Raw genomic sequence first — 12,808 nt, forward strand, 5'->3', positions numbered from 1 at the left:
TGGGAGATAATGCGCTGAAAAGTCTCGATAAACACCAGAAAAGTTTCGATAAACCTCAAACTTGTTTCGATAAACCTTCTTTCATCCTACAAAAAAGCCACACTTTCATAAGAAGTGTGACTCATTGTATTAGACGAGTAAGCCGAAGAGCTGAATGTCGTTATTTACCTCTTTATATTTAAAGCCAAACTCATTCATTCGTGCTAATAAACCTTCATATTCGTCACGATTGCCAAGTTCGATACCGACTAAGGCAGGACCACTCTCTTTGTTGTTTTTCTTTGTATATTCAAATGTCGTAATATCATCATTTGGTCCTAATACACTTGTAAGGAACTGGCGAAGTGCCCCTGCACGTTGAGGGAAGCTTACAATGAAGTAATAAAGTAAGCCCTCGTGAATTAAAGATTTTTCTTTAATCTCCTGCATGCGTCCAATGTCATTGTTGCCACCGCTAATGATGACAACCACTGATTTCCCTTTAATTTCTTCCTTATAAGAATCAAGTGCAGCAACAGATAATGCACCAGCAGGCTCTGCAATAATGGCATGCTTATTATAAAGGTCTAGAATTGTTGTACATACTTTACCTTCAGGCACTAGGACAATGTCATCTAAATAGCGGCGACAAACATCATAGGTATGGTGACCAACGCATTTGACTGCAGCACCATCAACAAACTTATCGATCCAGTCAAGTGACACTGCACCGCCCTCTGCAAATGCAGCTTTCATACTGCCCGCACCAGCAGGCTCTACACCGATGATTTTACTTGTTGGGGAAAGGTTTTTAATATAGGCAGAAACACCAGACATTAATCCTCCGCCACCAACACTACCAAACACGTAGTCAATAGGTTCCTCTATATCATTCATAATTTCAACAGCAACAGTTCCTTGACCAGCGATTACATCAAAATCATCAAATGGGTGAATGAAAATCTTACCATGCTCTTCACAGTAGGCTAATGCACTTTCAGCAGAATCATCAAAAGTATCACCAGCTAAAATAATTTCCACATATTCTCGACCAAACATACGCACTTGGTCAATCTTTTGCTTAGGAGTTGTTTGAGGCATAAAGATACTTGCATGAATTTTTAATTGAGCACAGGCATAAGCGACACCTTGTGCATGATTACCTGCACTTGCGCAAACAACTCCAGCTGTGCGAGCCTCTTCTTCAATCTTTTTAATTTTATAATAGGCACCACGAAGCTTAAATGAGCGTACATGCTGTAAATCTTCGCGTTTGAAATAAATATTAGCTCCGTATTTCTCAGATAAATAGTCGTTTTTCTGTAGCGGTGTGTGCACGACTACATCTTTTAAAAAATGATGTGCAATTAAGATATTTTCAACTTGCACAGTTCTAGTATCAGCAACTTCCATAATGTTCATCCTCCGTTTTACGTATAAAACATTTATCTATGATAGCATATTTTATTAGAAATTTGCTATTAATTTTTAGTAAATTCTAAATTTTCGGTGTCTATTTTGTGTTTATAAGAATAATGAAACGTATTCGAGAAAAAACAATGTTTATCGAGCTTCAAGTAACCACCAATATTCAAAAAATTTTTCCTCATAACCAAAATGGTCAAGCATATACTAGACTAGCTTAGGACTAGTAGGAGGGTATGTAATTGGAAATCATTCAAGGGATTCTATCTACATACATTCAATTTTTCGATTGGGACATGTGGAGGGAAGTTTTAAAAGACCCAGTGTCTTGGGGATTAATATCAACACTAATTGTTATCGAGGGTTTACTATCAGCGGATAATGCACTTGTATTGGCAGTACTAGTAAAGCATTTACCAAACAAGCAACGAAAACGAGCGCTAATGTATGGTATGTTGGGTGCCTACTTTTTTCGATTCCTGTTTATAGGCATCGGTGTATACTTAGTAGAATTTTGGTTTATAAAATTACTAGGTGCCTTGTATTTAGGATGGCTGTGTGTCGCGCATTTCTTACAAATAGGGGAAGAAGATAGTGTCAAGGAAGTTAAAAAAACAGGCTTGATGGTTCGACTGTTTGGGACGTTTTGGGCAACTGTTATCTCAGTAGAATTAATGGATATTGCCTTTTCGGTTGATGCCATATTTGCTGCATTTGCGATATCCAATCAAATATGGATATTACTGGTCGGTGGAATGCTAGGTATTTTAATGATGAGAACAATTGCAGGCCTATTTCTAATCATTATTGAAAAAATACCTGAACTTGAGACGACAGCCTTTATCATCATTGGCATTATTGCGCTGAAAATGCTAGTAAGCATTGTTGGTGTTCATGTTCCGCATTATATGTTTTTTGTTGTTCTCATTATTGTGTTTACATTTACTTTCATTATTCATTTTTTGAAAAAATTAAGAGTTGCTTAACAAAAAGGTTCTGTTCTCAAAAAGAGAGCAGAACCTTTGTTTAATCACTTAGCATAATGATCAGGATTTACAATATAGAATTTTTCAATATTTAGCCAGCTTTCGCTCATTGGCTCCCCGTCATCAATGCGTTTTTCCGTTTCCTGCATCATCCAAGCGGTTTGAGAGGCATGTGCCTGTAATGCTTTTACTTTGTCCATCTTCATTTCACGAATATCATAGACAACATGAGGCTCTCCATTTTTCTCAATTGTATCATTCGCAAATGCGCAGCCAAACACTTGGGGACGCTCCGCTTTAGGCATACGACGAACAGCCTCAACTACTGCACGAGCAGTGGCCTCATGATCAGGATGCACAGCAAAGCCAGGAAGGAACGTAATGATGAGCGAAGGTGTTAACTCTTCGATTAAATCTTCCACCAGCTTTACCATTTTTTCATCGTCTTCAAACTCAATTGTTTTATCACGTAAACCAAGCATACGTAGATCCTGAATACCCATAGCCTCCGCAGCAGCAATAAGCTCTTTACGGCGAATTTCAGGTAAGGATTCACGTGTAGCAAAAGGTGGATTTCCTAAATTACGCCCCATTTCACCTAATGTTAGACATGCATATGTAACAGGTGTATTCATCTTCTTTGTATAGTAGGCGATAGTCCCAGCAACTGAAAAAGCCTCATCATCTGGGTGAGGGTAAACAATTAAAATATGACGTTGTGGTTGTAAATTCAAATAGTCGTCCCCCTTAATAAGAAAATGGCGTTTCACTAATTTCAAGCGCAATCGCCAATTTTCCAGAGTAGTCTAGTCCAGCCATTAATAAACGGCCTAAATCATCTAATTCATAATGTGTGATGCCTTGTGCATAGACCCAGCCATGTGCCATTTTTAAGCCAACACGATGGGGTGAATCATCTACTACTTTCGCTAGCTCGTAATTAATTCTTGCATTGCGAATAAAGGCGCCTGCATTAAAAAATTTTTCATCAAAGTGTGCTGCATAAGAACCGTTCGTTGTCTCAAGATGAATATAAACGTCTTTGTTGGCGAAAGAATTCAATAATTCTTGCAACGTCTCTACATGTACTTCTTGCATCTTAACACTCCTCTCGATTATTTCTAATTTAAGTATAGTAAAAAAAATTCACAAAGGGAAATTGAATGCCCTTTAGATGATAAATTAATCATTTGGTTAAAATAAACCGATATCTATAAATCTATGACACATCCATAAGCAATATTCTTGAAAAAATTATAGTAATGTATCAATATAAGAGTGTGAAAGCAATTTTGTACAAAATGTGTCGTTTTGTATAGTAAATGATTTCACAACTAATAAGATATTGCAACCATGGCTTCTTTCTGTTAAAGAGTATAGATAACCATATATATTGAAGGGAGAAATTACTAGGAACTATAACGAATTCTATCTTGGTACAATAGATGACGTTCCTTCAATGTGGACTGGCTATGGACTTGAAAAGGAAAGAAGACTGAAAGCTAATTATCATAGTATAGTAAAAAAGCCGCGATTCTCATTTTAATAGAGAATCGCGGCTTTTTAAAAGTAGCTGAAGAATTCGAAATATGTATCTTTAATATCTGTTAAGCTTTCGTTCAATCGAATCTAAGCGATTATTAACATTCTGTAATTGTTTGCACATTTGCCTAAACTGTAAATTTTGATCCTGTGCCCTTGATGTATTTTCTTGAGCTAATTCCTCTTCCTCCTGCAATGCTAATATATCTGCGAGGGTTGATAATGAATAACCGAGTGTTAATACAATGGAAGCAATTACTTCAATTTTAGAGGAGGTTATTTCTCCAGCTAATAAACCAGATTGTTCATTCGTTCCATTATGTTTATGCTTTTTCATTTTTCTCCCTCCCGTATACAGCTAATATATGGTGAAGAAAGAAGTAGCGTATCTTGTCCATCATTTTTCACATTGAGAGCAAAAAAGTCCCTTATTAAGAATTTGTAATTTTCTAATAATTATATTGATTTTTCTAGAAGAATAGAGCATTATAGTAGGAATAAACCTGTTTTGAGGGGGAATTGTTGTGAATAAGGGCTATAAATATTGTAAAGAATCTAGAGTTATGCGTACAAGTCGAGTGTTTCCAAACGACGTCAACAATCATAATACTCTATTTGGTGGTCGTTTAATGAGTGATATTGACCAAGTGGCCTCCATTTCTGCTGCAAAGCATAGTCGTAGAGACTGTGTAACAGCCTCAACGGATTCGGTTGACTTCCTTCATCCAATTCGCCCAACGGATTCTGTCTATTTTGAATCCTATGTAACATGGACAGGAACGTCTTCTATGGAGGTTTTCGTAAAGGTTATTTCTGAAAATTTAAAAACGGGCGAACGGAAGGTTGCAGCGACAGCATTATTAACATTTGTAGCGTTAGATGAAAATAATAAGCCTGCACCAGTGCCTCGCGTTATTCCTGAAACGGTAGAGGAGACAAAGCTACATGAAACAGCTGCAGAACGAGCAAAGGCACGCGCAGAGCGGAAAAAGGAAAGTAAGGCGTTGGCTCAGTTTATTTCAATGAATGACCCATGGGATTATCGTCTCGAAATGATGGAAAACTATTATATGTGAAAAAAAGGCATCAGATTAGTAATGCTAATCTGATGCCCTTTCATTTTTATAGCTCTGTCACTGTTACTTCAGGCGCACCAAAACGTGATTTTGCACCGTGCATTACTGGTCCAACGTAATCATTTAAAGCCCATCCATGAGCAATTGCAGCAGATACAAACTCTTTTGCTTCTATAACTGCTTCTTTCACTGAAAGACGATTTGCAAGATTTGCGGTTACTGAGGCTGCAAATGTACAGCCTGCCCCATGGTTATAAGTAGAAGCTACTTTTTCAGATTCTAGTAAATAGAACTTCTCACCATCAAAGAATAAATCTGTTGCTTTTTCTGTTGCTAGCGCTTTTCCACCTTTTATGACAACAGCCTTAGCACCAAGCTCATGAATTTTACGAGCTGCTGCTTTCATTTCTTCTATCGTTTTTGGTGTACCTGTTCCAGCTAATTGTCCTGCCTCAAATAGATTTGGTGTTGTGACGGCAGCTAGTGGCAATAGATATTGAATCATGGCGTCTGTGTTGCCAGGGTTCAATACCTCATCCTCGCCTTTACAGACCATTACAGGATCAATGACAACATTGGACGTACCCGATTTTGCGATAGCATCTCCTGCAACCTGAATAATTTCCTCAGTTGAAAGCATCCCTGTTTTGATGGCATCAATGCCTGTTGAAAGAGCTGTATCAATTTGTTTTTGCAGAAGCTCTGTTGGTAATGTTGTGACATTATGTGTCCAACCATTTGGATCCATCGTAACAATTACCGTTAGTGCCACCATCCCATATGTTCCATGTTCCTGAAATGTTTTCAAATCGGCTTGCATTCCTGCGCCACCTGAAGTATCTGAACCAGCAATCGTTAAAGTTTTTTTAAGAGTCATGTGAAAGATCTCCTTTATAGTTGAGAGTATTAAAATTACCATCTAGTATAGTCTGATTCTGATTCTATAAAAATAGCCAGAATGCTATATTTTTACAAGGTCAGTTTGAATTGATACTTGAATTCAACATTATTTTTTTGTACCGTGAAAGAAGAGAAAGGGGCTTTTAGACGATGAAACAAGTATTCCCGAATGATTGGCAAGCAATACTAGCAGAAGAAATGGAAAAAACATACTATAAAAAGTTACGACAATTTGTAGCACATGAATATTCAACACAAACAATTTATCCACCTATGAATGATGTCATGAATGCCTTTACTACAACAGCTTATTGTGATGTGAAGGTAGTCATCTTAGGTCAAGATCCCTATCATGGTCCGAATCAAGCACATGGGTTGAGTTTCTCAGTAAAGCCAGGAGTTCCACATCCACCAAGTCTACGTAATATGCTACAAGAATTACAGGATGATGTGGGTTGTCCGATTCCCCAACATGGCACATTAACGAAATGGGCTCAGCAGGGTGTCATGCTATTGAACACAGTTTTAACTGTGCGTGCAGGTCAAGCAAACTCTCATAAAGAACAAGGGTGGGAGCAATTTACTGATACTGTAATCGATAAATTGGCAGCAAGAAATGAGCCTATTATTTTTGTATTATGGGGCAAGCCAGCACAACGGAAAAAACCATTAATCCGTAAATATTCAACACCACATGTCATTTTAGAGGCACCTCATCCAAGTCCACTTAGTGCCTATAGAGGCTTTTTTGGTAGTAAACCCTATTCTAAAATTAATGCACAGTTACTAGAATGGGGAGAGCAGCCTATTGATTGGTGTCTAGGATAAGATTGGCACAAATCATCTATCTTCATTCAGCAGACTCCCACCTCTTCAAGTGGTGAAATAAATGTCGTTTTGGTTCCTTTTCATGTGGGTGTCCAAACCTGAATGAAGATAAGCCTCCGGCGGATGTCACGGATTTTCAAAGGAATGAATTGTGCAGGCACAATTCAAAATCCGGACGCAATTACGCCAAGGCGAAATTGATACACTATTAGATTCGTGATACATTTACTAATGGAAGAAAGTGAGGGGCAACGATGAAGGTTAATTGTTTCAAATGTCAACATTTTAAAGTAACATGGGACCCGCAGACGCCACGTGCATGTGCAGCATATGGCTTTAAAACAAAGCAAATACCATCCGTTGTCGTAAAACAATCCTCTGGTATGGACTGTTTAAAATTCGTACCGAAAGCAGAAAGTGGGAGAATGCAATGATTCCTTATCAAGCCGTTATTCAACAACTTGAAAAACAATTATCAGGTGTGAAGAATGCTGGAAATGAACAACAAATTCGTGAAGCCTTAACTGCGATTCGAGCATTATGTGATGTAGTTTTAGCCTCTCCTGATGGAATATCAAAAGCACAGTCGAAGCATATACCACAAATGCTAGTTTCAGAGCCAAAGCCAACAAGTTTATACACAGCAAAAATTGAAGAAGAAGACGGAGCAAATGGTGATTCAATTTTTGACTTTTAATCATTATTAAAGGTAGGGAGAATGACATGAAAAAATTTATCGTGACAGGTGCACTTCATGGCTTTTTAGCGGTGGCATTCGGTGCATTTGGTGCACATGCGTTAAAGGATGTTTTAGATGATTATGGTCGTGGTATTTGGGAAACAGCCGTACAATATCAAATGTTTCATGCAACAGGCTTGCTTGTTATTGGCCTATTAATGAGCTCTAAATTATTAGGAGAAGTAAAGCAATTAAATTTAGCTGGTATTTTCTTTAACCTCGGTATTGTTTTCTTTTCAGGTAGTTTATATATATTAGCCATCAGCGGCATTAAAGTATTAGGTGCCATTACCCCAATTGGCGGTGTCCTATTTTTAGCAGGCTGGGTGCTGATTATCCTATCTGCTCTTAAGCATGCTCGATAAAGGCAATAATTATTAACTTCACAATTATAAACTAAATAATTTTACTCCTTCGCATTTTTTGTGGAGGGGTTTTTATCTTTAAGGAAGTTATAGTAACTATTGAAAGCTCAAAAAATAATTCTATCAATCTTCATTTTAATTCCTATTGTTTTTGTAAGAATTTATAGTACACTGTTATTACCAAAAGAGTTCGAGTTTGAGAAAGTGAGGTTTTGTAAAATATGGAGAAACTATTTACTTTACTAGATCATAATTTTGATGAAATAGTGGCCATTCGTCGACATTTACATGAATATCCGGAATTATCCTTTGAAGAGGTGGAAACACCAGCATATATAGCAGCCTTTCATCGTGCATTAGGACATGATGTTCGGGAGCAGGTAGGAGAACGCGGTGTTGTTGCAACATTACGTGGGGGAAAGCCTGGTAAGACGGTGGCATTACGAGCTGATTTCGATGCATTGGCTATCCAAGAAGAAAATGAGATTCCTTATAAATCGAAAATAGATGGTAAAATGCATGCCTGTGGTCATGATGGTCATACAGCAACATTATTAGGTCTTGCTAAGGCACTAAATGCGATTAAAGATGAGATTACAGGGAGTGTAGTCTTTATTCATCAGCATGCAGAAGAGATTGCCCCAGGTGGAGCAAAGCCTATGATAGAGGATGGCTGCCTAGATGGAGTAGATGTTATTTTCGGTACACATTTATGGGCACCCACACCAATAGGAGATTTGTTGGTGAGAGATGGAGCAATTATGGCTGCGGCTGATAAAGTGGAAATTACGATTCAAGGTAAAGGTGGTCATGGGGCAGAACCACATCATTCGATTGATGCAGTTGTGCTTGGTTCACAATTTGTTGTAAACGCGCAGCAGCTTATTTCCCGTCGAATCGATCCATTAAAATCGGCTGTGTTAACGCTTGGTCATTTTGAGGCAATAAATCCTTTCAATGTGATTGCTGACCGAGTGGTGCTTGCAGGAACAGTCCGTACATTTGATGAGCAGGTGCGTCAGCAGATGGAGGATGAGCTTGAGTCTGTATTAAAGGCAACTTGCCAACCTTTTGGGGCAAGCTATAACTATCGCTATACAAGAGGTTATCCACCTGTTTATAATCATGTAGAGGACACAGCATTTATTGCACAGCTTGCGAATGATGTACCAGGAGTAGAAAATGTTATAACATGTCCACCGTTTATGATTGGTGAAGATTTTGGCTATTACCTAGAAAAGGTGCCAGGTACATTTTTCTTTACAGGTGCTAAAAAGCCCGAGTGGGAAGAAGCATATCCACATCATCATGCACGCTTTGATTTTGATGAACGTGCGATGCTAATTGCTGCAAAAACTTTAGGAAAAGCAACTCTACAATACTTACAGAAAAATAAATAGTCAAATGGCATGATAGGAATGTTCCTACCATGCCATTTTTAATAAGTATCAATAATAACAACTGACGATTACTAGCTACATAAGCAATGAATTATGGATTCTGATTGAAATAGGACATCTCTTCATCATATTCAGCAAAATCAAAGTAAATCATAGGGAAGAGGAAGCGATGATTCGATTTAAGTTCACGGATAATAACATGATCTCGACCAGCAGCTTCTACCACACCACGCACAGTTTTAGTGTTTTTCCCTGCCTCGACTGCATGCTCAAAAGAGAAATGGAATGTAGCAGGCTTACCACGATTCAAACGCAAAATATTTTCAATATAGGACTCTTCACGTCCAGGTGGTCGTCCGCTACTTGGAATTGTTACTTGTGGGGGCATTTGTTGCGTTGTCGGTGTCCAATAATATGGCATCATCGATTATCAACCTTCTTTCTTTTAGATTTGAGGACAGTCTTCCTCAGATGGTGAGAAAAAGCAATGAGATTTATATCTTCCTGTGTTCCATTGACCATACCATTGTGCTGGACAATCTCCTTCAGGTCTAAAAAACCAGAGGGAGCGGGTTGCTGGATGGAACCGTTCACCTTGAATCACTCGTTTTGCTAAACGAATATCTTGATCACGTGCTCGTTGATAAAAGTAACCCTTTTGTGTCGCCTCGAAACCTCCTGGACGTTGAAAAACCATTTGTTCAATTGTTCGAATATTCCCGAAATCTAGGCAATCTCCTCGTACGCGATTGACGCCTACGTTGCCAACCATCAGCATACCTAATTCTCCTTCACCTTCTGCCTCGGCTCGCATTAGCCTTGCGAGCATTGCTGTTTGTGCATCATTGGTCTTTATAACAGCTATTTACATTCCTCCTCGCAGACAGTATATGCATGAAGCCATTGTAGACATGTTTATTTTCATGACAAAGTTCATCACATTTTAAAATTAGTAAGCATATATTAGTTATAACGAGTAGTCTGTAAAAATAGTTAAAAGTTCGATATTTTTTTAACAAAGTGGGTAAAAAAAGAATAGCTACTATTTCGGGGAACATGAGATTTATTACCCCCATCGTAATTGAATCCGGGTTTTTGGGGGCTTTATCTTGATTCAGTAGGGGTTGTACACCACCGAGAAGGAGAAAATCGCATTATCCAAACACTTATAGATGTGGGAGTCTTGTGGTAAATCAAGATACAGGTTGCATGTGTATTGAATACATGTGAGGTGACAGGAAAATGGAGATTGGTGTTTGGTTTGGTATTTTATTGAGTGCTGTGCTGGCATTTTTACTAGGTGATTTTTACGGACAGCCACTCCATTGGTATCTATTTATTTTAATCATCGTTATTGGCTTTTTTATCAATACGATCATTTTAATATTAAGGGTGAAGGATGAAAACTCCTGAGAGATGAAAGTAATATGAAAACAAGAAAGTGTCATCGTAAGTTAAGGTGATACTTTCTTATTTTTGTTATTGAAAGGATAAAAACTTTTTGTCTTGCTAGTATATTGAAAATAAACAGAGACATACTAAAGTGGAAAAATATTTTTTGCTTTCATGAAGGAGTGTTACAATGCGTATTTTTGGTATGTTTGTAGCAATTATCGTAAGTGCATTTACAGCTGTAGGTATAGCAGAACTCTACCATCAACCATATAACTGGTATTTGGTTTTCCTAATGATTCTAACTGGCTTTTTTATCCATACCATTATTTTAATATTGGAATCAGAAGCAAGTGAAGAAAATGAATTTTAAAAAATGCGAGTCCATTTTTAGGGCTCGCATTTTTTATAGGATTAGACTGTTAAGAATTTCACTAGTTTTTCGTTATCAAGAAGGTTACCAACGAAGAATGCACCGAATTCCCCGTATCGAGCAGAAACTTCATCGAAGCGCATTTCATATACTAATTTTTTAAATTGTAATACGTCATCTGCGAACAATGTTACGCCCCATTCATGATCATCAAAGCCAACAGAACCAGTGATAATTTGTTTTACTTTACCAGCATAGCCACGACCAATCATACCATGAGAACGCATTAATGTTTTACGCTCATCCATTGAAAGCATGTACCAGTTATCATTGCCCTGACGGCGTTTATCCATTGGATAGAAGCATACATATTTAGAGCGTGGAAGCTCAGGATAAAGACGTGCACGTACATGTGGATTTTGGTATGGATCTTCGTTTGATTCACCAGCTAAATAGTTGGAAAGCTCTACAACAGATACATAAGAATATGTAGGAATTGTAAAATCAGCAATTGCTAATTTATTAAAATCAGCTTCAAGCTCTTGTAGCTCATCCATTGTTTCACGCAATGTCATAATCATAAAATCAGCTTTTTGGCCAACGATTGCATAAAAGGCATGAGCACCAGTTTTAGCGATATCTGCTTCGTTTAATTTTTCTAAATACGCGACGAATTCTTCGACTGCCGCTTGGCGTTCTTCAGCAGAAACGAGTTTCCATGAAGCCCAATCGATTGAGCGAAAATCATGTAGAGCATACCAACCATCTAAAGTAATAGCTGCTTCATTCATTATTGAAAACACTCCTTTATAAGTGAATAACATTCAAAATTTAGTTTATCATAGTTTGTACAAAATCCCTAAATTCATGATTGTATTTCACGAATTTGACACCTTCCGCAGATTATGTATGCTTAAGAGAAGAGATGTAAATAGAGGAGCCCTAAGCATGAATAGTATTTTACAACAGCCAATTTGGCGTTTTTACGATCAATCCATTAGCGCGAAGCAAAGATCGCCACTTGAATCCTTTGCAACAGATGATACTTTATGTCAGTTAGTGGGACAATTAGCCTCTCCGCCAACTATTCGTACATGGGTTCATAATGCATCAGTTGTCCTTGGTATTCAGGATCATCGCTTACCTTATGTACAGCAAGGGATGGAGTTACTCCAAGCACGTGCCTATCAACCTATTGTCCGTAATTCGGGAGGTTTAGCAGTGGTACTAGATGCAGGAGTATTAAATATTTCAATTGTTTTATCTGAACAAACAGAAGCATTAAGCATTAATGATGGTTATGATGTAATGGTTGCTCTCATCAAAGGATTATTTCCTGAGGTGGCAGATAGAATTGAAGCCTATGAAATTGTAGGTTCCTATTGTCCGGGTTCCTATGATTTAAGTATTGATGGGAAGAAATTTGCAGGTATTTCACAAAGGCGTTTACGTCAAGGAGTGGCCGTGCAAATTTATCTATGTATTGAGGGAAGCGGTTCCGAACGAGCAGCGCTTATTCGAGACTTTTATGAGGTAAGTTTACAGGGAGAGGCAACAAAATTTACGTATCCTAGCATTGACCCTAGTGTGATGGCTTCACTGTCAGAGCTTGTTGATGCAACTTTAACCGTGGAAGCAGTGATCATTCGATTACAACGCCTTATTCATAAAATGGCCGGAGAAATACGATTTGAATCTTTTCATGATGAGGAGCTTACGTTATATGCTTTCTATTTAAAGCGTGTATTAGAGCGCAATACGAAAATGCTTGCACCTAAATAATAGTAACAACAAAGGAAAAAG

Annotated in this window: 18 protein-coding genes; 10 read left to right on the plus strand and 8 right to left on the minus strand. The window is 38.0% G+C overall.

The annotated features are described in order from the left end of the window. Window positions 1-129 precede the first annotated feature (129 nt). On the minus strand, window positions 130-1,392 hold the full coding sequence (ilvA, locus tag QNH24_RS02865; protein ID WP_283870670.1) for a threonine ammonia-lyase IlvA: 1,263 nt from the start codon (window positions 1,390-1,392) through the stop codon (window positions 130-132). 254 nt (window positions 1,393-1,646) lie between these two features. On the opposite strand from ilvA, the gene QNH24_RS02870 reads away from it, so the two are divergent. Continuing rightward, on the plus strand, window positions 1,647-2,390 hold the full coding sequence (locus QNH24_RS02870; RefSeq protein WP_283870671.1) for a TerC family protein: 744 nt from the start codon (window positions 1,647-1,649) through the stop codon (window positions 2,388-2,390). A gap of 44 nt (window positions 2,391-2,434) precedes the next feature. Here the strand turns inward: QNH24_RS02870 and bshB2 are convergent, their stop codons facing one another. From bshB2 to QNH24_RS02885, 3 genes are all read right to left on the minus strand, one after another. Continuing rightward, window positions 2,435-3,124, minus strand: a complete 690-nt coding sequence (gene bshB2 / locus QNH24_RS02875) for a bacillithiol biosynthesis deacetylase BshB2 (RefSeq protein WP_283870672.1) — start codon at window positions 3,122-3,124, stop codon at window positions 2,435-2,437. A gap of 13 nt (window positions 3,125-3,137) precedes the next feature. Then, a complete protein-coding gene (locus tag QNH24_RS02880; RefSeq protein WP_283870673.1) occupies window positions 3,138-3,488 on the minus strand; it encodes a YojF family protein in 351 nt (116 codons plus the stop codon). 499 nt (window positions 3,489-3,987) lie between these two features. Further along, window positions 3,988-4,269 carry a hypothetical protein gene (locus tag QNH24_RS02885; RefSeq protein WP_283870674.1) on the minus strand — a complete coding sequence of 94 codons (282 nt, stop codon included), beginning with the start codon at window positions 4,267-4,269 and terminating at the stop codon, window positions 3,988-3,990. Window positions 4,270-4,456: 187 nt separating this feature from the next. On the opposite strand from QNH24_RS02885, the gene QNH24_RS02890 reads away from it, so the two are divergent. Beyond that, window positions 4,457-5,008 (plus strand): acyl-CoA thioesterase, encoded by a 552-nt coding sequence (locus tag QNH24_RS02890; protein ID WP_054770280.1) that lies wholly within the window; start codon window positions 4,457-4,459, stop codon window positions 5,006-5,008. A 46-nt stretch (window positions 5,009-5,054) separates the two neighbouring features. Here the strand turns inward: QNH24_RS02890 and thiD are convergent, their stop codons facing one another. Further along, window positions 5,055-5,885, minus strand: a complete 831-nt coding sequence (gene thiD / locus QNH24_RS02895; RefSeq protein ID WP_283870675.1) for a bifunctional hydroxymethylpyrimidine kinase/phosphomethylpyrimidine kinase — start codon at window positions 5,883-5,885, stop codon at window positions 5,055-5,057. A 173-nt stretch (window positions 5,886-6,058) separates the two neighbouring features. Here thiD and QNH24_RS02900 point away from each other — a divergent pair, with 173 nt between their 5' ends. The 5 genes from QNH24_RS02900 (at window position 6,059) to QNH24_RS02920 (ending at window position 9,240) form a co-directional block, all read left to right on the plus strand. Next, window positions 6,059-6,736: a uracil-DNA glycosylase gene (locus QNH24_RS02900; protein WP_283870676.1), complete on the plus strand. Its 678-nt coding sequence runs from the start codon at window positions 6,059-6,061 to the stop codon at window positions 6,734-6,736. Between the two features lie 254 nt (window positions 6,737-6,990). After that, window positions 6,991-7,170, plus strand: coding sequence for a hypothetical protein (locus QNH24_RS02905; protein ID WP_054770279.1), 180 nt, complete (start codon window positions 6,991-6,993; stop codon window positions 7,168-7,170). Then, window positions 7,167-7,433 (plus strand): YwdI family protein, encoded by a 267-nt coding sequence (locus QNH24_RS02910; RefSeq protein WP_283870677.1) that lies wholly within the window; start codon window positions 7,167-7,169, stop codon window positions 7,431-7,433. The genes QNH24_RS02905 and QNH24_RS02910 overlap by 4 nt, the downstream gene beginning before the upstream one ends. A gap of 26 nt (window positions 7,434-7,459) precedes the next feature. Further along, the gene (locus tag QNH24_RS02915) at window positions 7,460-7,840 is read left to right on the plus strand and encodes a DUF423 domain-containing protein (RefSeq protein WP_283870678.1); all 381 of its coding nucleotides are present in this window, start codon (window positions 7,460-7,462) and stop codon (window positions 7,838-7,840) included. 221 nt (window positions 7,841-8,061) lie between these two features. Further along, window positions 8,062-9,240 carry a M20 family metallopeptidase gene (locus QNH24_RS02920; RefSeq protein WP_283870679.1) on the plus strand — a complete coding sequence of 393 codons (1,179 nt, stop codon included), beginning with the start codon at window positions 8,062-8,064 and terminating at the stop codon, window positions 9,238-9,240. Between the two features lie 91 nt (window positions 9,241-9,331). On the opposite strand, the gene gerQ is transcribed toward QNH24_RS02920, so the two are convergent. Together gerQ and QNH24_RS02930 are read right to left on the minus strand one after the other, a co-directional pair. After that, on the minus strand, window positions 9,332-9,664 hold the full coding sequence (gene gerQ / locus QNH24_RS02925; RefSeq protein WP_054770276.1) for a spore coat protein GerQ: 333 nt from the start codon (window positions 9,662-9,664) through the stop codon (window positions 9,332-9,334). Window positions 9,665-9,685: 21 nt separating this feature from the next. Further along, complete coding sequence (locus QNH24_RS02930; protein ID WP_376781208.1) at window positions 9,686-10,069, minus strand: cell wall hydrolase; 384 nt, start codon at window positions 10,067-10,069, stop codon at window positions 9,686-9,688. A gap of 413 nt (window positions 10,070-10,482) precedes the next feature. Here QNH24_RS02930 and QNH24_RS02935 point away from each other — a divergent pair, with 413 nt between their 5' ends. Together QNH24_RS02935 and QNH24_RS02940 are read left to right on the plus strand one after the other, a co-directional pair. Continuing rightward, window positions 10,483-10,653, plus strand: coding sequence for a hypothetical protein (locus QNH24_RS02935; protein ID WP_283870680.1), 171 nt, complete (start codon window positions 10,483-10,485; stop codon window positions 10,651-10,653). Between the two features lie 169 nt (window positions 10,654-10,822). Beyond that, window positions 10,823-11,005, plus strand: coding sequence for a hypothetical protein (locus QNH24_RS02940; protein ID WP_283870681.1), 183 nt, complete (start codon window positions 10,823-10,825; stop codon window positions 11,003-11,005). A 41-nt stretch (window positions 11,006-11,046) separates the two neighbouring features. Here QNH24_RS02940 and hemQ read toward each other — a convergent pair whose 3' ends face one another. Beyond that, complete coding sequence (gene hemQ, locus QNH24_RS02945; protein ID WP_283870682.1) at window positions 11,047-11,796, minus strand: hydrogen peroxide-dependent heme synthase; 750 nt, start codon at window positions 11,794-11,796, stop codon at window positions 11,047-11,049. Between the two features lie 157 nt (window positions 11,797-11,953). Between hemQ and lipL the strand changes: the two genes are divergently transcribed. Continuing rightward, window positions 11,954-12,787, plus strand: a complete 834-nt coding sequence (lipL, locus tag QNH24_RS02950; RefSeq protein ID WP_283870683.1) for an octanoyl-[GcvH]:protein N-octanoyltransferase — start codon at window positions 11,954-11,956, stop codon at window positions 12,785-12,787. Window positions 12,788-12,808: the final 21 nt, after the last annotated feature.

Source organism: Lysinibacillus pakistanensis, from assembly GCF_030123245.1.
Taxonomy (GTDB): Bacteria; Bacillota; Bacilli; order Bacillales_A; family Planococcaceae; genus Lysinibacillus; species Lysinibacillus pakistanensis.